The 21346-nt window shown below is 66.0% G+C and carries 22 protein-coding genes; 10 read left to right on the top strand and 12 right to left on the bottom strand.

What is annotated here, in order from left to right:
- Positions 1-135: 135 nt before the first annotated feature.
- The 8 genes from N5I32_RS14165 to N5I32_RS14130 all read left to right on the top strand — a co-directional run bounded on the left by N5I32_RS14165 (position 136) and on the right by N5I32_RS14130 (position 7122).
- Positions 136-591 carry a universal stress protein gene (locus N5I32_RS14165; protein ID WP_261496694.1) on the top strand — a complete coding sequence of 152 codons (456 nt, stop codon included), beginning with the start codon at positions 136-138 and terminating at the stop codon, positions 589-591.
- Positions 592-699: 108 nt separating this feature from the next.
- A complete protein-coding gene (locus N5I32_RS14160) occupies positions 700-1260 on the top strand; it encodes a NifU family protein (protein ID WP_261496525.1) in 561 nt (186 codons plus the stop codon).
- Complete coding sequence (gene tsaB, locus N5I32_RS14155; RefSeq protein WP_261496524.1) at positions 1250-1906, top strand: tRNA (adenosine(37)-N6)-threonylcarbamoyltransferase complex dimerization subunit type 1 TsaB; 657 nt, start codon at positions 1250-1252, stop codon at positions 1904-1906. The genes N5I32_RS14160 and tsaB overlap by 11 nt, the downstream gene beginning before the upstream one ends.
- Entirely contained in the window at positions 1903-2334 is a 432-nt protein-coding gene (locus tag N5I32_RS14150; protein WP_261496523.1) for a GNAT family N-acetyltransferase, read from the top strand. Before tsaB ends, N5I32_RS14150 begins: the two co-directional genes overlap by 4 nt.
- A 153-nt stretch (positions 2335-2487) precedes the next feature.
- Entirely contained in the window at positions 2488-3489 is a 1002-nt protein-coding gene (locus N5I32_RS14145; RefSeq protein ID WP_261496522.1) for a BMP family lipoprotein, read from the top strand.
- Positions 3489-5066, top strand: coding sequence for an ABC transporter ATP-binding protein (locus N5I32_RS14140; RefSeq protein WP_261496521.1), 1578 nt, complete (start codon positions 3489-3491; stop codon positions 5064-5066). Before N5I32_RS14145 ends, N5I32_RS14140 begins: the two co-directional genes overlap by 1 nt.
- Positions 5063-6154 (top strand): ABC transporter permease, encoded by a 1092-nt coding sequence (locus N5I32_RS14135; protein ID WP_261496520.1) that lies wholly within the window; start codon positions 5063-5065, stop codon positions 6152-6154. The genes N5I32_RS14140 and N5I32_RS14135 overlap by 4 nt, the downstream gene beginning before the upstream one ends.
- On the top strand, positions 6154-7122 hold the full coding sequence (locus N5I32_RS14130; protein WP_261496519.1) for an ABC transporter permease: 969 nt from the start codon (positions 6154-6156) through the stop codon (positions 7120-7122). The genes N5I32_RS14135 and N5I32_RS14130 overlap by 1 nt, the downstream gene beginning before the upstream one ends.
- A 63-nt stretch (positions 7123-7185) precedes the next feature.
- Here the strand turns inward: N5I32_RS14130 and N5I32_RS14125 are convergent, their stop codons facing one another.
- The 4 genes from N5I32_RS14125 to N5I32_RS14110 all read right to left on the bottom strand — a co-directional run bounded on the left by N5I32_RS14125 (position 7186) and on the right by N5I32_RS14110 (position 11834).
- The gene (locus N5I32_RS14125; protein ID WP_261496518.1) at positions 7186-8541 is read right to left on the bottom strand and encodes an ABC transporter permease; all 1356 of its coding nucleotides are present in this window, start codon (positions 8539-8541) and stop codon (positions 7186-7188) included.
- Positions 8538-9458 carry an ABC transporter permease gene (locus N5I32_RS14120; RefSeq protein WP_261496517.1) on the bottom strand — a complete coding sequence of 307 codons (921 nt, stop codon included), beginning with the start codon at positions 9456-9458 and terminating at the stop codon, positions 8538-8540. Before N5I32_RS14120 ends, N5I32_RS14125 begins: the two co-directional genes overlap by 4 nt.
- Positions 9459-9471: 13 nt before the next feature.
- Positions 9472-10584, bottom strand: a complete 1113-nt coding sequence (locus tag N5I32_RS14115; protein ID WP_261496516.1) for an ABC transporter ATP-binding protein — start codon at positions 10582-10584, stop codon at positions 9472-9474.
- A 125-nt stretch (positions 10585-10709) separates the two neighbouring features.
- Positions 10710-11834 carry an extracellular solute-binding protein gene (locus tag N5I32_RS14110; protein ID WP_261496515.1) on the bottom strand — a complete coding sequence of 375 codons (1125 nt, stop codon included), beginning with the start codon at positions 11832-11834 and terminating at the stop codon, positions 10710-10712.
- Positions 11835-12412: 578 nt separating this feature from the next.
- Here N5I32_RS14110 and N5I32_RS14105 point away from each other — a divergent pair.
- Both N5I32_RS14105 and N5I32_RS14100 read left to right on the top strand, forming a co-directional pair.
- Positions 12413-13330, top strand: a complete 918-nt coding sequence (locus N5I32_RS14105; protein WP_261496514.1) for a sulfite exporter TauE/SafE family protein — start codon at positions 12413-12415, stop codon at positions 13328-13330.
- Positions 13327-14088 (top strand): TIGR02186 family protein, encoded by a 762-nt coding sequence (locus tag N5I32_RS14100; protein ID WP_261496513.1) that lies wholly within the window; start codon positions 13327-13329, stop codon positions 14086-14088. The genes N5I32_RS14105 and N5I32_RS14100 overlap by 4 nt, the downstream gene beginning before the upstream one ends.
- A gap of 1 nt (position 14089) precedes the next feature.
- Here N5I32_RS14100 and N5I32_RS14095 read toward each other — a convergent pair whose 3' ends face one another.
- From N5I32_RS14095 to N5I32_RS14060, 8 genes are all read right to left on the bottom strand, one after another.
- Complete coding sequence (locus tag N5I32_RS14095) at positions 14090-14827, bottom strand: SDR family oxidoreductase (protein ID WP_261496512.1); 738 nt, start codon at positions 14825-14827, stop codon at positions 14090-14092.
- A gap of 1 nt (position 14828) precedes the next feature.
- Entirely contained in the window at positions 14829-15065 is a 237-nt protein-coding gene (locus N5I32_RS14090) for an Lrp/AsnC family transcriptional regulator (protein WP_261496511.1), read from the bottom strand.
- Between the two features lie 71 nt (positions 15066-15136).
- Positions 15137-16666, bottom strand: coding sequence for an ATP-dependent DNA helicase (locus tag N5I32_RS14085; RefSeq protein ID WP_261496510.1), 1530 nt, complete (start codon positions 16664-16666; stop codon positions 15137-15139).
- Positions 16667-16707: 41 nt separating this feature from the next.
- Positions 16708-17340, bottom strand: coding sequence for an acyl-homoserine-lactone synthase (locus N5I32_RS14080; RefSeq protein WP_261496509.1), 633 nt, complete (start codon positions 17338-17340; stop codon positions 16708-16710).
- A 68-nt stretch (positions 17341-17408) separates the two neighbouring features.
- Entirely contained in the window at positions 17409-18110 is a 702-nt protein-coding gene (locus N5I32_RS14075; RefSeq protein WP_261496508.1) for a helix-turn-helix transcriptional regulator, read from the bottom strand.
- Positions 18067-18282: a hypothetical protein gene (locus tag N5I32_RS14070; RefSeq protein WP_261496507.1), complete on the bottom strand. Its 216-nt coding sequence runs from the start codon at positions 18280-18282 to the stop codon at positions 18067-18069. Before N5I32_RS14070 ends, N5I32_RS14075 begins: the two co-directional genes overlap by 44 nt.
- Positions 18283-18477: 195 nt before the next feature.
- On the bottom strand, positions 18478-19770 hold the full coding sequence (gene ccrA / locus N5I32_RS14065) for a crotonyl-CoA carboxylase/reductase (RefSeq protein ID WP_261496506.1): 1293 nt from the start codon (positions 19768-19770) through the stop codon (positions 18478-18480).
- A gap of 119 nt (positions 19771-19889) precedes the next feature.
- Complete coding sequence (locus N5I32_RS14060) at positions 19890-21305, bottom strand: 1-acyl-sn-glycerol-3-phosphate acyltransferase (RefSeq protein ID WP_261496505.1); 1416 nt, start codon at positions 21303-21305, stop codon at positions 19890-19892.
- Between the last annotated feature and the right edge of the window lie 41 nt (positions 21306-21346).

Genomic DNA, 21346 nt, shown 5'->3' with positions numbered 1-21346 from the left:
GCTTCCATCCGTCTGATGCGGGCGACGGCGGAGTTGACCATGATCGTGCTTGACGAAGCCTTAATCCGCCCACGCGCGATCCGGTTGCCAGAACACCGCCGACCCGCCATGATCGCGGCGCACAAGGGGGAGATCATGCGCAAGTTCCTTGTCGTTCTCGACGACAGCCGCGAGTGCCTGAACGCGATGCGCTTCGCGGCGCTGCGCGCGGCCCATACCGGGGGCGGGGTAACGATTCTGGCGGTCATCCCGCCGGACGAGTTCCAGCACTGGGTCGGCGTGGCAGACATCATGCGGGCAGAGGCGCGCGAACGGATCGAGGCCCATTTCGAGGTCTTCGCCAAGTGGATGCGCGACCGTCAGGGGGTGAACCCGGAGCTTGTGATTCGCGAAGGCGAGCCGGTGAACGAGATCCTGACGCTCATTCGCGACGATCCCCAGATCGGGGTCCTGGTCCTGGGCGCGGGCACCGAAAAGTCCGGCCCCGGCCCGCTCGTCACGCAGATGTCGCGTTCGTCGGGGAACCTGCCGATCCCGATCACCATCGTTCCGGGCGAGATGTCCAAGGAGCGGCTCGAGGCCATCACCTGAGTCGGGCAGACCGCACCGAATGGGCCCTGGCGCCCTGATTGCGCCGCGGCCGCCTTGACTTGCCGGGGCACGAGGCGCATATCCGACTGGAACAGTCGGAGACCCAGGATGTTCATCCAGACCGAATCCACGCCCAACCCCGCCACGCTGAAGTTCCTGCCAGGACTGGCAGTCTTGGATTCCGGAACCGCGGATTTCCCCGCGCCCGACACCGCGACCAAGTCCCCGCTCGCCTCCCGCATCTTCGCGGTCGAGGGCGTAACCGGCGTCTTTCTTGGCGGCGACTTCGTGACCGTGACCAAGGCGGACTCGGTGCTCTGGGACCACATAAAGCCCGCGGTCCTTGGCGCCATCATGGAGCATTACCAGTCCGGTCGCCCGGCGATCGAGGGGGAGCGGCGCGAAAGCGCGCATGCCGCCCATGACGGGCCTGACGGCGACATCGTGAGACAGATCAAGGAATTGCTGGACACGCGCGTGCGCCCCGCGGTGGCGCAAGACGGCGGCGACATCACCTTCCACGGCTTCGATCGCGGGATCGTCTATCTGCACATGCAGGGCGCTTGCGCGGGCTGCCCGTCCTCGACGCTGACGCTGAAGATGGGGATCGAGAACCTGCTCAGGCACTATATCCCCGAGGTCGTCGAGGTCAGGCCCGTTGCGGCCTGAACCCCTGATCCTTGCTTTCGACACATCGGCCGCGCACTGCGCGGCCGCTTTGCTGCAGGGCGACCGGGTTCTGGCCGAGGCGGCGGAACCCATGGACAAGGGGCAGGCGGAACGGCTGATGCCGCTCTTGACGGAACTGCTTGGCGAGGCCGGCGCGGGCTGGCGCGATCTTCACGCCATCGGCGTGGGGATCGGGCCGGGTAACTTCACCGGCGTCAGGATCTCGGTCGCGGCGGCACGGGGTCTGGCGCTTGCGCTTGGCATTCCGGCCGTCGGCGTGTCCGCGCTGGAGGCATTGGCCTTTGGCGCCGAGGGGTTGCGGGCGGCCAGCCTCGACGCGCGCCAGGGTCGGCTCTACGTCCAGGTCTTCGGCCCGCAAGAAGCGGAAACGCCCGTCCTGTGCGATCCGGCGACCCTGCCCGCGATTCCCACGGGTCAACCGCCGCTCTGCATCGGCCACGATGCCGACAGGATTGCCTCGATCACCGGGGGGCGCGTCGCACCGCCCCGCTATCCGCTGGCCGAGGCCACCGCCCGCATTGCAGCACTTCGGTGGCAGGCCGCCCCTGCCCGGCCCGCGCCGCTCTACCTGCGCCCGGCGGATGCCCTGCCCTCGCGCGAGGCCGCTCCGCGCATCCTGACATGACACCCGCTGACCTTGCCCGGCTGCACGCCCTCGCCTTCGTCGTGCCACGCCCCTGGAGCGCCGCGGAGTTCGCCGACCTGACCGCGCGCGCCGACACCTTTCTGGTCGGCACGGGCGAGGGCTTTCTGCTGGGCAGGGTCATCGCGGACGAGGCAGAACTGCTGACCCTGGCGGTCGCCCCCGCTGCCCGCCGCCGCGGCCTGGGCGCGGCGCTGGTCGGCGTGTTCCTGGAGCAGGCGGCCGCACGAGGCGCCGCCACCGCGTTTCTGGAAGTCGCCGCAGACAATGCCGCGGCCATCGCCCTCTATTCGGCGGCGGGCTTCGCGCGGACGGGACTGCGCAAGGGATACTTCCGCCATCCCGACGGCCGCCGCATCGACGCGCTGATCATGGTGCGGGCGCTGAACGGAAATCCCGCTCCAGCTTGACCAAAAGGTCAAACCTGACCGCGACCGCCCGCAGATTGCTATTGACCCTTTGTCGCGACTCCGCGCTAATCTGGGTCGATCCGCAAGTGATCGACCCGCGGATTGCGGGCGGCCCCGATCCGGGTGACCGAAGAACAGAACCGGGAGAAACCGATGACCCTCATGACCAAATTCCTCGGCGCGGCCGCGACGCTGGCGCTGACCTCGGGCGTAGCCCTGGCCGATCCTGCCATCATCTACGACCTGGGCGGGAAGTTCGACAAATCCTTCAACGAAGCCGCCTTCAACGGGGCCGAACGCTGGAAGGCGGAAACCGGCGGGTCCTACAAGGAACTGGAGATGCAGTCGGAGGCCCAGCGCGAACAGGCGCTGCGCCGGCTGGCCGAGGCCGGGGCGAACCCGGTCGTCATGACCGGCTTCGCCTTCGGCGATGTGCTGGCCAAGGTCGCGCCCGATTTCCCGGACACGAAATTCGCCATCATCGACGTCGACTGGCTGGACGCGCCGAACATCCTTCAGGTCGCCTTCACCGAGCATGAGGGTTCCTACCTCGTCGGGATGCTGGCCGCCCTCGCCTCCAAGACCGGCACGGTCGGCTTTGTCGGCGGCATGGACATCCCGCTGATCCGCCGCTTCGGCTGCGGCTATGCGCAGGGCGTGAAGGCGGTGAATCCGGACGCGACCGTGGTCATGAACATGACCGGCACCACGCCGGCGGCCTGGAACGACCCGGTGAAGGGCGCGGAACTGGCCAAGGCGCAGAAATCGCAGGGCGCGGACGTGATCTATGCGGCCGCGGGCGGCACCGGCATCGGCGTGCTGCAGGCCGCCGCGGACGAAGGCATCCTCTCGATCGGCGTGGACAGCAACCAGAACCACCTGCACCCGGGACAGGTCCTCACCTCGATGCTCAAGCGCGTGGACAACGCGGTATACGAGGCGTTCAAGGCCGGCGCCGACCTAGAGACCGGCATGGTCAAGGTCATGGGCCTGGCCAATGACGGCGTGGGCTATGCGATAGACGAGAACAACGCCTCGCTCGTGACGCCCGAGATGGCGGCGGCGGTCGACGAAGCGGCGGCCAAGATCAAATCGGGCGAACTGGTCGTGCACGACTACATGTCCGACGAAACCTGCCCGGCCGCGTCCTTCTGATGAAGGCGACGGGCGGGAACGCTTCGGGGCGGCAGGCAACTGCCGCCCCCTTTGCCATCGAACTCAGGGGCATTTCCAAGGCCTTCGGCCCGGTCCAGGCCAACAAGGAAATCGCGATCCAGGTTGCGAAAGGCTCCATCCACGGCATCATCGGCGAGAACGGCGCGGGCAAATCCACGCTGATGTCGATCCTTTACGGCTTCTACAAGGCGGACGCGGGCGAGATCCTGATCAACGGCCGCCCCACCGTCATTCCCGACAGCCAGGCCGCGATCCGCGCCGGCATCGGCATGGTGTTCCAGCATTTCAAGCTGGTGCAGAACTTCACCGTCCTTGAAAACGTGATCCTGGGCGCCGAGGATGGCGCGCTTCTGCGCCCGTCGCTGGCCAAGGCGCGCAAGGTTCTTGGCGAACTGGCCGAGGAGTACGAGCTTGACGTCGATCCCGACGCGGTGATCGAGGAGTTGTCGGTCGGCCACCAGCAGCGGGTGGAGATCCTGAAGGCGCTTTACCGCCACGCCGACATCCTGATTCTGGACGAACCCACCGGCGTGCTGACCCCGGCCGAGGCCGACCACCTGTTCCGCATCCTGAGAAACCTTAAGGAACAGGGCAAGACCGTCATCCTCATCACCCACAAGCTGCGCGAGATCATGGAGATCACCGACACGGTCAGCGTGATGCGGCGCGGAGAGATGACGGCGACCGTCCGGACCGCCGGAACCAGCCCCGAGGAACTGGCCGAACTGATGGTCGGGCGCAAGGTGCTGCTGCACGTGCCCAAGGGCGAGGCCCGGCCGGGGCGGACCGTGCTTGAGGTCAAGGACCTGCGGGTGCGTGACGACGACGGCGTGGAGCGGCTGAAGGGCATCAGCCTGTCCATCCGCGCGGGCGAGATCCTCGGCATCGCCGGCGTTGCCGGCAACGGCCAGTCGGAGCTTTTGCAGGTGCTGGGCGGCATTGCCCGCGGGACCGGCGCCGTCATTCTGAACGGCGAAAGCCTCGACCTGACCGGCAAGCACTCCGACGGGCAGTCGCGCCGGCGCCGCGGCATCAGCCATGTGCCCGAGGACCGGCAGCGCCTTGGCATGATCATGGACTTCACCGCGTGGGAGAACATGGCCTTCGGCTACCACAACGATCCGGCCTATCAGAAGAACGCGATCCTGATGGACAACGACGCCATCCTAACGGATGCGAAGGGCAAGATGGAGCGTTTCGACGTGCGCCCGCCGATCCCCACCCTGCCCGCCAAGAGCTTTTCGGGCGGGAACCAGCAGAAGATCATCCTCGCGCGCGAGATCGAGCGGAACCCCGACCTGCTTCTGGTCGGCCAACCCACCCGCGGCGTCGACATCGGCGCGATCGAGTTCATCCACAAGCGCATCGTGGAACTGCGCGACGCGGGCAAGGCGGTGCTGCTGGTCAGCGTGGAGCTGGACGAGATCATGAGCCTTGCCGATCGCATCGCGGTCATGTTCGACGGCCGGATCATGGGCGAACGCGACCCCGCGACCACAAATGAACGCGAGCTTGGCCTTCTGATGGCCGGCGTCACCGGAGACACCGCGCGATGACCCGACTTCCCCGCTGGGCCGATCTTGTCCTCGTGCCGTTCATCAGCCTGGCGCTCGCCGGCATCATTTCCGCGATCGTGATCCTTGCCATCGGCCAAAGCCCTTGGGAGGCGCTCAGGACGATGGTGACCGGATCGGTCGGGTCGGCCTATGCCTGGGGCTACACGCTTTATTACGCCACCAGCTTCATGTTCACCGGACTGGCGGTGACGGTCGCCTTCCACGGCAGCCTGTTCAACATCGGCGGCGAAGGGCAGGCCCAGCTGGGCGGGCTGGGCGTGGCGCTCGTCTGCCTGGCGCTGCCCTGGCCGCACTGGACGCTGGCGCTGCCGGTGGCGATGGTGGCGGGCGCGATCTTCGGGGCGGCCTGGGCGGCGGTTCCGGCCTATCTGCAGGCCAGGCGCGGCAGCCACATCGTCATCACCACGATCATGTTCAACTACATCGGCGCGGCGCTGATCATCTACCTGCTCGTCAACGTGCTGAAACCCGCGGGCCAGATGGACCCGGCAACCGCCCGCTTCCCCGCCGGAACCGCGCTTCCGACGCTGAGCGACCTGCCCCTCCTCAGCCTGATCTTCGACAAGAAGGTGCCAGCGAATGTCACGCTCTTCGTCGCGCTCATCGCCTGCTGGCTGGTCTGGCTGATCCTGTGGCGCACGCGGCTCGGCTATGAGATCCGCGCATTCGGCAAATCGGAGCCGGCCGCGATCTACGCCGGCATCTCGCCCTTCAAGGTGACGATGATCGCCATGCTGATCTCGGGCGCGCTGGCGGGGCTCATGTCGATCAACAACGTGATGGGGGAAAGCGGACGGCTCCTGCAGAACTCCTCCGAAGGCGCGGGTTTCATCGGCATCGCGGTGGCGCTGATGGGGCGCAATCACCCGATCGGGGTCTTCCTCGCCGCCATCCTGTTCGGGATGCTCTACCAGGGCGGGGCCGAAATCGGGCTCTGGACCTCGATACCGATAGAGCTGAGGACGGTCGTCCAGGGCCTCGTGATCCTGTTTACCGGGGCGCTTGACCAGATGGTGCGGATGATACTCGGCATCTTCTTCCGGCCCCGGCGGATGGAGGCGGCGTGATGGACTACGCGATCCTGCTGCAAATCCTCGATTCCACCATTCGGCTGGCGGTGCCGCTGCTGCTGGCCTGCCTGGCCGGGCTCTACTCCGAACGGTCGGGCATCTTCGACATCGGGCTTGAGGGCAAGATGCTGATGGCGGCGATGTGCACCGGCGCGGTGGCCGCCATGACCGGATCGGTCTGGGTCGGGCTTCTGGCCGGGATCGCCGGGTCCGTCCTTTTCGCCGTCATCCACGGGGTCGCGTCGATTACTTTCCGGGGTAACCAGCTGATTTCCGGGGTCGCGCTGAACTTCGTCGCCTCCGGGGTGACCGTGCTTGTCGCGCAGTCGCTGTTCCAGCAGGGCGGGCGCACCCCGCCGCTGAGCGGGGACGCGCGGTTCAACCCGATTACCCTGCCCTTCGCCGACGCCCTGTCGGGGGTGCCGATCCTTGGCCCGTTCTACGCGGACGTGGTGTCGGGGCACGGGGCGCTGGTCTACATCGCCTTCCTGGCGGTTCCGGCGACGTGGTGGGTGCTTTACCGGACACGCTTCGGCCTCAGGCTGCGCGCGGTGGGGGAAAACCCCGCCTCGGTCGATACTGCCGGCATCTCTGTCGTGCGCCTGCGCTATGCCGCGGTCGTCATCACCGGCCTGCTCTGCGGTCTCGCCGGGGCCTACATGGCCGCGGGCCTTCAGGCAGGCTTCGGCAAGGAGATGACGGCAGGGCGCGGCTACATCGCGCTTGCCGCGCTCATCTTCGCCAAGTGGCGGCCGTGGTACGCGCTGATGGCGACGCTCTTGTTCGGTTTCTTCCAGGCGCTGGCATTGCGCCCCGACGTGATCAGGAACACGATCGGCTTCGATGTGCCGGTCCCGGCACTGGATGCGCTGCCCTACATCCTGACCGTCATCGTGCTTGCGGGCTTCGTCGGTCGCGCCATCCCGCCCCGCGCGGGGGGCGAGCCCTATGTAAAGGAACGCTAGGCCGCGTCTTCCATGACCCGGACGGGTGGCCGGTGGGGCCGCCCGCGCGCGATCCGGGCCGGGTCAGTTGCCCGACCCCTGCAGCAGGTTTGGATCGAAAACCCCGCCAAAACCGCCGCTGGCGCCCGAACCCGTGGCGCCGTCCCCGGACGGGGCCTCGCCCTCCGTTTCGCTGCCCTGCAAGGCGCCCGGATCGAAGACGCTGCCGAAGCCGCTGTTGCTGCCGTCCTTGGCGGCGGGTTCCTCCACCGTCCCGCCCTGGAGCGCGCCGGGATTGAAGACGCTGCCGAAGCTGCCGCTGTTGGCGCCGCCAGCCCCCGCGGGCGCTGTCGCCGCAGGCTCGCTGCCCGCCTTCTCCTTCCGCTCCGCCTCGCGCTTGGCGCGCAGTTCCTCGGCGCGCTTCTCGGCCTCCAGCCGCTTCTGCTCGCGCACGTCCGCGATGCACTGGTCCGGCCGGTAGGTCGCCGCGGTGCCGACCACAACGATGGTGCCAACCGCCATCACGACCAGAAGAACGGCCGCGACGTTGCCGCTGAGAAAGCCCGGCAGCCTGAGGCCGCCGCCCGAAAGCTCTGCCACGGTCGCCTGACGCCGCGCGGCCATGACCAGTTCGCGACGCCGCAGTACCGCCTCGTTCGCGAGCGCCGCGAACACGGTCAGCACGACGATGAGGAAAGCCAGCGCGGAGATCGCGGGCGAGATGCCATAGCGCACCTTCTGCGCCAGTTCGATCGTCAGCGTCGGATATTCGCCGAAGGTGAAGGTGGTGGTGTTGTAATTCTCGAAACTGGCAAGGAACGCCAGTACCGCCGACGAGGCGATGGCGGGGCGCATGAACGGCAGCAGGACCTTGCGGAACGCCTGCGCATGGCTGGCGCCCAGGTCGAGCGCCGCCTCGGTCAGCGCGATGTCGTAGCGCTGCAGCCGCGCCACCAAGACCAGCATGCAGTAGGAGGCGATGAAGGTGGACTGGCCGACGATGGTCAGGAAAAGGCCGCTCGACAAGAAGCTGTCGGGGCCGAGGCCAAGCATCCGGTTGATGCGGTCCCAGAAGACCAGCGTCGAAATTCCGAGGACGACGCCCGGGATCAGGATTGGCGCGATGATGACGGTGTAGAAGGTGGCGCGCAGCTTCGGCCAGACCTGGGTCAGCATCAGCGCGCCGGCCAGCCCCATCAGCACCGACAGAACGACCGTCCCCGCCCCGATCAGGAGCGAGTTGCGGATCCCGTTCAGGATGCGCTGGTCCTGGAACAGCGCCGAAAACCAGTCGAAGGTCAGGCACTCCCACGGCGTGGCACTCGGGAACGACGGCGAGTTGAAGGCGGTGACCGACATGATCACCAGCGGGCCAAGCAGGTAGGCGAAGAAGATCGCGAGGTAGACCCAGACGCTGAGGCGCAGGAAGGGCAGGCTCATTTGCCGATGTCCCCCATGTTCACCTTGAAGAGCCGCATCACCGCCAGCACCAGAAGCACGCAGGTGACCAGCAGGACGACCGCATAGGCCGCGCCCTGCGGCCAGTCGCTGCTGTCGTTGAACTGCTGGTAGATGAGTTGCGTGAACCACAGGCTCGACGGACCGCCGAGGATCTGCGGCGCGGCGAGCGCACCCGCCGACAGCATGAAGACCATGGTGCAGCCTGAACTGATGCCGGGCTTCGCGTAGGGAATGACCACCCGCCAGTGGATGCGCCACCACGGCGCGCCCAGATCACGCGCCGCCTCGATCTGGTTGTGATCAAGGCTTTCGATGACGTTGTAGATCGGAAAGATCATCAGCAGGATGTAGGCATAGCCCAGCCCGGCATAGAGCGCGTAGTCGTTGCGGATGAAGTCGAACGGCGCATCGAAAAGCCCGATCCCCATGAAGATCGTGTTCAGGACACCGGTTTCCCCGAAGATTATCCGCAAGGCGAAGGCGCGCAGGATCTCGTTGATCCAGTAGGGGATGATGAGAAGGAGAGCGAGCACGCGGATGTGGTTGCCCCTGGTCTGGCCAAGGTAGTAGGCGATCGGATAGCACAGGATCAGGTTGAACACCGTCACGCAGACCGCCGCGACGAGGGTGCGGAAGAAGACCATCAGGTCGACGGTGTTGTAGGCCTGGCTGCCGCCCTCGGGGCCGTAGACCAGATACTTGTAGTTCTCCAGCGTGTAGAGATCCTTCGGCCCGCCCAATTCCGGCGGCGGCAGGTTCGGCCGGAACGAGAAGTCGAGCATCGAAAGCTGCGGCAGGATGATCAGGCCGACCGTCCAGAACAGGACAAGCCCCAGCATCGCCAGCCCCGGCCCGGTGCCGTTGCGGTTCAGGAAATCCTTGAGGAAACGGGGCATGCGTTCCTCTCCGTCATTCCGTCGCCAGAACGCCCGCGGGCATGGCCACGGCGTTCTTCACGTCATACCTCAGCGTCATCGTCTCGCCCTTGTGGCTGTCGAAGGACTGGCCGTGGTTGGGCAGCGAAACCTTGATCTCCTTGCCGCCGTCGCCCTCCATGAAGATGTTGAAGGCGTTACCCTCGAACTCCTCGTTGACCACGCGGGCCGAGACGTAGTGATCGCCCTCGGTTCCGGTCCGGGCCAGTTGGAACGCCTCGGGCCGGATGAAGATCATGGCACTGTCGCCTTCCTTCATCTTGCCGATGTTGGCCGAAGAGACCCGCGCAAGAAGATCGCCCGACCGGTTCGACTGGACCAGCACGCGGTCGCCGCTGACCTGCTTGACCTTGCCGCGGAAGACGTTGTTTTCCCCCACGAACGAGGCCGCGAAGGGAGTGGCGGGGTCGTTGTAGATGGTCTTGCCGTCGCCGATCTGGTCGATAACGCCCGCGCGCATGACGGCGATGCTGTCCGACATCGTCAGCGCCTCGCCCTGGTCATGGGTGATGTAGATGAAGGTGATGCCGACGCGCTTCTGGATCTCGCGCAGTTCGGTCCGCATGTGCTGGCGCAGCTTCAGGTCGAGCGCCGAAAGCGGCTCGTCCAGCAGCAGGACATGCGGTTCGGCGCAAAGCGCGCGGGCGATGGCGACGCGCTGGCGCTGGCCGCCGGACAGCTCGGACGGCAGCTTGTCACCCTGGCCTTCAAGCGCGATCATTTCCAGAAGCTCATCGGCGCGCCTGCGCCGTTCGCCCGCGCTCGCCCCCTTGATCTCCATCGAGAAGGCGATGTTTTCCCAGACTTTCATCAGCGGGAACAGCGCGAGGTTCTGGAAGATCAGCGCGGTTGGCCGCTTGTTCGGGCCGACGCCCTTCATGTTCTTGCCGCCGATCAGGATGTTGCCCTGCGACGGTTCCAGAAACCCGGAGACCGCGCGCAGGATCGTCGTCTTGCCGCACCCCGAAGGCCCCAGAAAGGAAAAGAAATCCCCGCCCCGGATGTTCACGTTTGCGTCGCGCACGGCGACGAAGTCCCCGAAGCGGATCCAGAGGTTCTCCAGATCGACGCCGACGCCTGCACTCATGTCGTGACTTCCCCCCTCATGCGGCTCTCGTTTCGGCTGGGCCGCATTCCCCTTGTGCGCGGGGTCCGGGCCCCCGCCAGGCAGAAAGGTCCCCCCGCGACGGGCGGAGGGACCGGCACGCGCGCTCAGGCGCTCGTGAACTTGTTGACGAACTCGGTCCGCACGTCGGCATACCAGGGCGCTTCGGCCGGCCAGGGGTTCAGGTTGGCCAGGCTCTCGCCCGGATAGGCTTCCTGGAAGTTCTTCTTGTAGACGTCGCCCGCGAAGCCGTCCGCGCCGAGGACCGGCGAGTTGTAGCCGTGGCTGTCGATGGCATGGCCCGCCTGGTCGGCGCGGTACGAGAAGTCGATGAACGCATAGAGCTGGTCGATGTTGGTCGCGCCGGTCGGGATCGACATGCCGTCGACCCAGGCCATCGCCCCTTCAACCGGCGCCTGGTAGTGCACCGGCTCGCCCGCCGCCTTGAGCGCGAGCGGGGGCCCGTCCCAGGTCTGGCCGACGACCACGCCTTCGTTCAGAAGACCGTTCTTCTGCGTGTCCGCATCGTTCCAGATCAGCTTGATCCGGTCCTTCCGCGCCACGCACCAGTCGGTCACCTGACCCCAGACCTTGCGCATGGTTTCTTCGTCGTTGTAGGCAGACCAGATCGACCCCGGCTCCATCTCGCCCGAACGCTCCATGAAGAGGCCCGCGCCAAGCAGCATGGAATGCGCGCGACCCATGGTCTTGCCGGCATTCTCCTCGGACCAGACATCACCGTAGGACGGCGCGTCACCCGCCGGCAGCCACAGGTCGGTGCGGTAGGCGATGCCCTCGGTGCCCCAGATATGCGGCAGCCAGTGCGACCCCTTGGCGCCGAAGTTCCAGGCATCGGTGCCGATCTTGGCCATCGCCGGGTTCACCGCGTCGATCTTCACGCGGTTCATGTCGATCGGCTGGAGCAGTTCCAGCGGCTCCCACTGGAGCGAGCGGTTGTTGGTCGGGCTGACGATGTCGAAGCCCTCGCCCTTCGTGGCCTTCATCTTGTTGATGATTTCCTCGTTCGAGCCGATCCCGGTGTAGTTCACCTTGATCCCGGTTTCCGCCTCGAAGGCGGCAAGGAAGTCCGGCGGCAGGTAGTCCGACCACATCAGGATGTTGAGTTCACCCGAAGAGGCGAGCGCGCTTCTGGAATAGAGCGGTGCTGCCAGAGCAGCCGCACCGGCGCCCTTCAGCACCGTGCGCCGTGAAAGTGTCTTGGTCTTCGTCATGCAGATATCTCCCTTGGATACGTGTCTGATTATCGTTGAACCGCTGAGTCGGTTGTGTCCTCGCCCCCCGATACTCCACCGATGGATGAAAAATTCCTAGTCCTGCAATGCCCCGTGTCGAACCGCCCGCGCCTACCCTGCGCGCGGATAGGCCGCCGAAGGACGGGTACCGCGCGGATAGGGAAGCAGGCTTTGACGACATCTGCATGAAGGTCACCATGCCCGCCATGGTTGCGATAGGTCCAAAGAAACCAATAGTTATGTCCAGTTGACCTGCGCCGCGCCCGCCACCACCCGGCGCCGCGACCGCTTCGATCGTTCCGCCGCAAGGTGGACGATGGGCAGGCGTCGTTTGCGGACAGGGACTTGCGCGAACCGCGGCACAGGGCAGTGCGACCGGACGTGCCGCCTGTTTGCCTGTTCCGGCGCCCGGCGCGCGGCGTCCCGGTTCCGGCTTTTCGGCAACGCGGGGCGAATTTTCTCTTCCATTTTGCATGGTTCGGGCGCAAGGGGATTTGACATCCCCGTGACGGACCGCGACCGTTGCGCAGTCAAACTCCACAGGCAGCTGGCCGCCGATGCAGATATATCTGCCCATTGCCGAAGTGTCCGTGAACGCCATCCTGCTGTTCGGAATTGGCGGTCTTGTCGGGGTGCTGTCGGGGTTGTTCGGCGTCGGCGGCGGCTTTCTCATAACGCCGCTCCTGTTCTTCATCGGGGTGCCGCCCACGGTGGCGGTGGCGACCGGCGCGAACCAGGTCGTCGCGTCCTCCATCTCGGGTGTGCTTGCCCACCTGAAGCGCCGCACCGTCGATGTCCGCATGGGTATCGTCCTGCTGATCGGCGGCCTTGCCGGGTCGGGCGTCGGCATCTGGGTCTTCAACTTCCTGTCGCGGATGGGGCAGATCGACCTGGCGGTGCAACTGGCCTACGTGGTCTTCCTGGGACTTATCGGCGTTCTGATGCTGCAGGAAAGCCTGCGCACCCTCAGGCGGATGCGGACGGGAACCGCCCCGCGCGTGAAGCGCCACCATCACACCTGGATCCACAATCTTCCGCTCAAGATGAAGTTCCGCGCCTCGGGCCTGTTCATCTCGGTCATTCCGCCGTTGGTCGTGGGCGCCTCGGTGGGTATTCTTGCCGCGATCATGGGTGTCGGCGGCGGCTTCATCATGGTTCCGGCCATGATCTACCTGCTGGGAATGCCGACAAAGGTCGTCATCGGGACCTCGCTGTTCCAGATCATCTTCGTCACCGGATTCACCACCTTCATGCATGCGCTGACGAACCAGTCTGTCGATCTGATGCTGGCGCTGCTGCTGATCCTGGGCGGCGTCGTCGGGGCCCAGATCGGCACCCGGCTCGGCGCGCGGCTGAATGCGGAACAGCTGCGCGTGCTGCTGGCGATCCTGGTCCTTGCGGTCTGCGCCAAGATCGCGCTCGACCTGCTGCTGGAGCCGTCGGAACTCTACTCGCTCGCCAAGGTGCGGCGATGAGGTGGCTCGCGCTCGCCTTCGCCATCGGGTGCGCCGCGCAGGCCGCCGCGCAGGAAGAGGTCGTGTCCGGCATGAGCCAGGACCGCATCTCGATCACGGCGAACTTCGAAGGGTCGGACATTCTCGTCTACGGCGCGGTAAAGCGGGAAACCAGGATCCCCGAAACCGGCATCCTTCAGGTCATCATCACGGTCGAGGGGCCATCGGGGCCGATCGTCGTGCGGCGCAAGTCGCGCGAGATGGGCATCTGGGTCAATACCGCGTCGGTCGAGGTCGACAACGCGCCCAGCTTCTACGCGGTCGCGGCGACCGCGCCGCTCGAATACATCCTGTCGCAAACCGAGGATCTGCGGCGCAAGATCTCCGTTCCGCAGAAGATCCGCTCGGTCGGCGCGCCGCAGGATGTGCTCGACGCCCGCGCCTTCACCGATGCGTTGATCCGCATACGCCAGAGCCAGGGGCTTTACGCCTCGGCCGAAAGCGGCACGCACCTGAAGGAGCAGACGCTGTTCAGCGCGACCTTCGACCTGCCCGCGAACCTTGTCGAAGGCAACTACACCACGCGCATCTACCTTTTGCGCAACCGCGAGGTCATCGCCTCGAACCAGTCGGCGATCTACGTCCGCAAGGTCGGGATCGAGCGCTGGCTCTACACGCTCGCGCAGACCCACCCCGCCATCTACGGCGTGCTTGCGCTCTTCATCGCGGCGGTCGCGGGCTGGGCGGCCTCGGAAGCCTTCCGGATGATGCGCCGCTGATCTAGCCGCGCCCGACGAAGGGCATGTTGGAGGCCATGACCGTCATCGTCAGAACGTTGGCCGATGCCGTCATCCTTGCCATGGTCAGGACCGCCTCGGCGACATCGGCCACGTCCATCATCGGTTCGGCGCGGATGGTGCCATCGGCCTGGGGAACGCCGGTTTCCATCTTCGCCGCAAGTTCGGTGCGCGCATTGCCGATGTCGATCTGCCCGCAGGCGATACCGAAGGGCCGCCCGTCGAGCGCCAGCGTCTTCGTCAGCCCGGTCACCGCGTGCTTGGTCGTGGTGTAGCAGACCGATCCGGGGCGCGGCGCGTGGGCGGAAATCGACCCGTTGTTGATGATCCGCCCGCCCTGCGGCCTTTGCGCCCGCATCTGGCGAAATGCGGCGCGGGCGCAAAGGAACATCCCGGTCAGGTTCACCGCAAGCGTGTCGGTCCAGTCCGAGACCGGGATCTCGTCGATCAGCCCCGCCGGGCGCGAAATGCCCGCATTGTTGAACAGAACGTCGATCCTGCCGAAACGCTCCGCCGCCGCCGCAAAGGCGGTGTCGACCGCCCCCGCATCCGACACGTCGCAGGCGAGCGGAAGCGCGCGGTCGGACGCCCCCGCGACCGCGCGCAGCAGATCGGCGCGCCGGGCGATCAGGGCGACGTTCCAGCCCTCGGCCAGGAACCGTTCTGCCACGCCCCGACCGATGCCGGCAGAGGCACCAGTCACGACGATCGTGCCCGCCATCTCAGAACGCCCGGAACGTCATGGTGGTCAGCGTCCGGTTGATGCCCGGAATGTCGAAAAGCTTTTCGTTCAGCCAATGGCCCACGTCCTCATCCTCGGGGATGTAGATCTTGGCGATCAGATCGTATTCGCCCGAGGTGGAATAAAGCTCTGACACCACCTCGCGGTCGTAGATCTCGTTGGCGACCTCATAGGTCTTGCCGGGCTGGCAACGGAACTGGACGAAAACGCAGCGCATGGGCGACTCCCTTCTTTGTCCGCGACAGTAACGGGATGGGCGCGCCACGGAAAGGCGCCTGCCGCGCCCGTTCAGTCTTCCTCTACCGGGTCGAGCGCAAGGACCGTATTCGCCCTCGGAAGATCGGCGATGCCAAGGGGCTCCGAGGGCCGCGCCAGCCGGTTGCGCACCACCCAGTGCAGCCGCTTTTCGGCCCGCGTGATGGCGACATAGGCGAGCCGCTTCCACAAGGGCAGGCCGGCCTCGCACCGCCCCGTCCGCGCCGCCACGAAAAGATCCGGCGCGAAGACCTGCACGTCCTCCCACTGCGATCCTTGCGCCTTGTGAATGGTGACGGCCGCCCCATGCAGGAAGGCAGCACCCATCCGCGCGGCGTAGGGAATGAAGGGCTCCTCCGTGTCCGGCAGTTCGATCTTGACGATCGAGGCGGCAGAGACCAGCGGATCCTCGGACCCGACGACATGCAGTCGCGAGAAGCCAGGCTTCTTGCCGGGTCCGAGGTAGATGACCTGCGCCCCCTTGATCAGGCCCCGCGCCTCAAGGTCGATACGCTTCTTGCGATGCTTGAGCGGCAGTTCGATCCCGTCGCAGATCAGCGGCTCGCCGGGCAGGAGCGCATCGGCCGGCGCGCCATAGGCGGAGCGGAACGCCTGGATCAGCCGCACCCGCGTCTGGTTGCGCCAGACCAGCACCGGGGAGCGCGCCATCAGCCCCGCGTCCACCCGCTCGGACCAGAGCACGCGGTCATCACGGCGGGCGGCCTCCTCGACCATGCGCTCGAACGCCTCGAACTCCAGCGCGGGATCGGACAGCGCGTGGGCCAGGTCGAGGATCGGGCTGTCAAACTCCTGCCGGTGGATGCGGCTCAGCGTCAGCTTGCGCCCCTCGGGCAGGCGGTCGAACACCATCTCTCCCGACTGGCCCACCGGCGCAAGCTGCGCGGGGTCGCCAAAAAGAACCAGCGTCGGGAAAATCTCGCGCAGGTCTTCGAACTGGCGTTCGTCGAGCATCGAGGATTCGTCGATGAATCCGATGTCGAGCGGATCCTCGCGCCGCTTCCAGCCAAGGATGAAGTCCGATCCCCGAAGGCCCGCCGTCGCCAGCGCGCCGGGAATGGATTTCACCTGATCGTAGAATGCCTTCGCCCGGTCGAGCGCGGCATCGCTCAGCCCCTCCACCTCCGGCCGGTCGCCGTTTCCGGCCAGCCATTCGGCGATGCGTTCGTATTCGGGATCGTAGACGGGGGTGTAGAGGATGCGGTGGATCGTCGTCGCCGGCACGCCGCGCCCGCGCAGCACGCTTGCGGCCTTGTTCGTGGGCGCCAGGATGGCGAGCGTGCGCCGGTCCTTGCGGCGGCGACCTTCATAGTCGCCCGAAATCAGGTCCACCCCGGCCTCTGCCAGCGCCTTGGTAAGCTCCGCCAGTAGCATGGTCTTGCCGGACCCCGCCTTGCCGATGACGGCTAGAACGGTCGGCTTGCCGGTCGCGGCCGGAAGCGTCGTGCCCTCCAGCAAATCGACGCCCGCGCCACGCAGCACATCGGCCACGCGATCCCAGGCTTCGGCCTGATCGTCGGAAAACTGGGGCACGGGCAGGGTCATGGCGTGACCCTACCCGCCCCGCCGGGCAAGCGCCAGACGGGTTATCCCGTGGCCATCGCGGGCAGTTTCGGGCGCATGTCGGCCAGGAACCAGTCCCGCGACAGAGACGGCGGCAAACCCGCCTTCGCAGCCAGCCGCAGGCGCACCTCCTCGGAAAAGCGCCAGAAGCCCAGGCTGACCGCCTCGCGCCCCGTGCCCGTGGTGCCGAGGATGTCCGGCTCCCACCCGAGGTGCCGGTAGATACGCACCATCCGCGCATCGAAGACGCCGACCGCCCGGGTGAGGCCAAGGCCCATGCCCAGTTCCGCGCCCCCGAGCATCAGGGCCGCGGCGGCGTTCTGATCCGTCTCGGATGCGAGGCAGAAGCGCGTGCATTCCCAGACCTTCGGGCTGGCGATACGGCGGCCGCCTGCCAGATGGCGGAAGTGGTCGTTCACCATGGTCCGCCTCTCGGTCGGCATGAAGCGCATCGAACCGCCGTGCCCCCCGTCCACGCGTTGCCAGATCACGTAAAGCGGGCCAAGGCTGTCATACTCGTCCCGTTCCCAACCCCGCTCGTCCACGCTCACGGACCAGTTCAGCCGGTCGCGGAACTGTCGTGCCCGATCCTCGAACATCGAGTCACGCAATCGGGGAAAGGCGGAAAGTCCTTCTGCGGTCAGATACCTGAGCATCACATCCCTCCTTTTTTGGATAAGGAGGGCTTAATGAAAACTGGTTAACAGGAGCCTAGCGGGTCACCCTAGAGCAGCACGAGACCGCCCGCGACGGCGCGCGCGACCGCGTGCGTCGTGTTCATCGCGCCCAGCTTGATGCGGGCGCTTTCGATGTAGGACCGCAGGGTATGCTCCGAGATTTGCAGAGCATCGGCGGCCTGCGCGCGGTTCATGCCCAGCGCCAGCAGCGTCAGCACGTCGATCTCGCGTCCGCTGAGCGGCTGGGCATCGCCCTGCGCCGCGCCCTGCACGATCTCCTGTGCCTTCTGGTTCAGGAAATGGGCGGCAAGCAGCACTTCCGTCGTGGTGCTGGTGACGAACCGGCCCCAGGAGGCATCCGAAACCCGACCGGAAATGGTGAACAGCGCGAACTGGCCCCCCGGTCCGCGGATCGGCACCGAATATCCCTGGTTGCCAACGCCTGCGGAAATCGCCTCTCCCAGAAAGTTGCGGGACTGGCGGCCGCTCCAGTCCAGTTCCTTCCAGTCGATGGGCTCGAAGCGGCGCAGGCTGCCCTGCACCACGGGATCGATGCGCGCGTAGCCCTCGTCGACGTAGCGACGCACCCAGTCGTCGGAATAGGTCAGTATTCCGTACTGCTGCCCGGCGCCGCTGACCGAGTGATAGACGAGGTGGTCAATTCCAAGTTGGTCGCGCAGCCAGCCGACATGGCGCTGGAGATCGTCACGCGTTGTCGCTTGCTGTAGTTCCCCAACGAACCGCCGCAACCTTGCCCGCATCCGGTGCCTGGCCTCCGATCCTGTCCTCGGACAGCCGGGCGATTTCCGTCGCCGCGATGATCGATGTGTCCCCCAACTGTTCAGCCAGTTCGGGCAGACCGTTCCCCTGGGCGAAAGACTTGAGATCACTCAGCACATCCAAAATCCATTCGTAATGCATTTCAACTCTCGCGTGAAGTGAACTGAACCCTTGTTCGCAATCTTTTGACGAAGAATCGGACGAGGCTGGCCCCTTTGCAATTCCCCGAAAATGGGGGAAACGCTTACGTCAAGTCATTGAAAAACAAAGGATGGAAAAAACGCGCCACCATGGGTGGCGCGTCCTCCAGAATGCTGCCTGCTTTTCGCCGCAAAATCAGCCGCGCCGCCCGGCCTCCAACGCGTCCTCGAAGGTGCGCAATCCCGTTCTGGGCGACTGCACCAGCACGGCCATATTGCCCGGTTTGTGCTCGTTCCGGCGCATCTTCATATGCGCGGCCGGAATCTCCGCCCAGGGAAAGACCTCGGACATGCAGGGGTCGAGCCGGCGCTCCAGCATCAGCTTGTTGGCCGCGCTCGCCTGCTTGAGGTTGGCGAAGTGGCTGCCCTGCACGCGCTTCTGGTGCATCCAGAGATAGCGCACGTCAAAGGTCAGGTTGTAGCCCGTGGTGCCGGCGCAGATCACCACCATGCCGCCGCGCTTGACCACGAAGACCGACACCGGGAAGGTCGCCTCTCCGGGATGCTCGAACACCATGTCGACATTGTTGCCCTTGCCGGTGATGGCCCAGATCGCCGCGCCGAACTTGCGCGCTTCCTTGAACCAGGCGGCGTATTCCGGCGTGTTCACCGTGGGCATCTGGCCCCAGCAGCTGAACTCCTTGCGGTTGATCACGCCCTTGGCGCCCAGATCCATGACGAACTGGCGCTTGTCCTCTTCCGAGATCACGCCGATCGCGTTCGCCCCCGCCGCGTTGATGAGCTGGATCGCGTAGGAGCCGAGGCCACCGGAGGCACCCCAGACCAGCACGTTGTCGCCGGGCTTGAGGATATGCGGCCGGTGGCCGAAGAGCATCCGGTAGGCGGTGGCCAGCGTCAGCGTGTAGCAGGCACTTTCCTCCCAGGTCAGGTGCTTCGGCCGGTGCATGAGCTGCTGCGCCTGCACCCGGGTGAACTGGGCGAAGGAACCGTCCGGCGTCTCGTAGCCCCAGATCCGCTGGCTGGGCGAGAACATCGGGTCGCCGCCGTTGCATTCCTCGTCGTCGCCGTCGTCCTGGTTGCAATGCACCACGACCTCGTCGCCGACCTTCCAGCGCTTCACCTTGTCGCCGACCTTCCAGACGATGCCCGAGGCGTCGGACCCGGCGATGTGGTAGGGTGCCTTGTGGCCGTCGAAGGGGCTGATCGGGATGCCAAGCGCGGCCCAGACTCCGTTGTAGTTCACCCCCGCCGCCATCACGAGGACCAGCACCTCGTTCGAGTCGATCTCCGGCGTCTCGACCACCTCGACCTGCATCGCGGTGTCGGGCTCGCCGTGGCGCTCGCGGCGGATGGCCCAGGCATACATCTGCTTCGGCACATAGCCGAGTGGGGGCATCTCGCCGATCTCGTAGAGATCCTTCTCCGGCGCGTCGTAGGGCGCGATCTCGGTCTGGGTGTCCAAAGCCATCTGTCTCTCCCGGTCCTGTTGCCGCATCGCAGAATCAATCAGCGGTTCAGGCATGGAATAGGATTGGCTTGGTAATTTTGCAATAGAGGATGAGTGTAATTTGTAATTTTATGACTTTCTCACATCTCAGAAGCGCCCCATATGGCCGTTTCTTCGGCAAGCGATGCCGCAGTCGCAGAAAGATGCTGCAGCACGGGAGCCCCGTAGAAGCTGATGAGCGCACGATCCTTCGGCGGCACCTCGACCCTGTCGCCAACCCGCAGGACGACCTTCCTGAGTGCCAGGATGCGCAAAGCCCGCGTCACGGCCAGGCCCGCCGAACCGTTCGGAAGATCGAGATGCGCGCCGGCCGCCTCCAGCCTGGACGCGAGCGCCTGCGCGCGGGCAGTGACCTCGCTCAGCGCCACATCGGCATCCTGCCCAAGGGCTGCGCAGAAAAGCGGAACCGGCAGGATCGACACGTTGCGGGCGATGCGCCGCATCAGTTCCTCGGCCAGTTCCAGTGTCGGATCGACGCGAGGGGACGCCAGGAACGCGGAGAGCGACAAGGGGGCGCCGAAGCTGACCGAGGCCGTGCCGAACCGCTCGAACCGGCCGGTGAGAAGCCTTCGGATCTGGCGCCCCAAGAACAGAAGGATCGACCCGAAGGATGCCCGGAACCGGCGTACGCCAGCGGCATGGGCCGCGGTCAGCACCCGGTCCTCGATCACCCGGTCATAGGCCAGGGACACCGGCACGAAGACCACGTCGCGCCCGTCCGCCTGCCAGCCCTCGACGATGTAGGAGAGGAGCCCGAGTTTCGGTCGCCCGACGCGGCCGTCAAGGCTCAGCCCGCCTTCCGGGAAGATCGCCTGCGTCACGCCCTCGGCGGTGGCCATCTGGACATAGCGGGCCAACACCCGGCGATACAGAGGGTTGCCCGACTTACGCCGGATGAAATAGGCGCCCGACGCCCGGATCAGCCACGACAGCGGCCAGACCCGTGCCCATTCGCCGACCGCATAGGACAGCGCCGAACGATCGGCGGCCAGATGCGTCACCAGCACATAGTCCATATTCGAGCGGTGATTCATGACGAAGACCACGGCCGATTTCCGGTCGATCGCGGCCAGCGCGGCGGTGTCGAGCTGCCCGATTCGCACCCGGTAGATCAGACGCGCCAGCCATCGGGCCGCGCGGGTGGCAAAGCCGAAGTAGACGGTCGCCGAGAAGGCGGGCACGATCTCGCGCGCGTAGCGGCGCGCACGCTCCAGATGCACGGTCTCGGGTATCCCGGTCGATGCTGCCTCAGTTGCGATGGCCTCGGCCACCTTCGGGTCGTGCGTCAGCCGCACGATCATGTCCGGCCGGGCCATCAGCTTGAAGGGCTGGATCGGCCGTTCGAGCCGCGCGTTCAGGCGCGTCACCACCCGCTCCACCCTGCGGCGGAAGAACCAGCGGACCGACGGAAACAGGAAATGCGAGGCGAAGGTCACCCCGGCGAAGACGAGGATCAGGACGAAAAGCCAAAGGGGAAGCGTGACCGGCTGGAACATGGGACGGACCCTGACAGGTCGCGATGCGCCGGTAAATCCCC

Origin of the sequence: Albidovulum sediminis (genome assembly GCF_025380365.1) — a bacterium.
Taxonomy (GTDB): domain Bacteria; phylum Pseudomonadota; class Alphaproteobacteria; order Rhodobacterales; family Rhodobacteraceae; genus Albidovulum; species Albidovulum sediminis.
The sequence above is the reverse complement of the archived record's forward strand: the minus strand, read 5'-3'. Positions and strand labels throughout refer to the sequence as shown.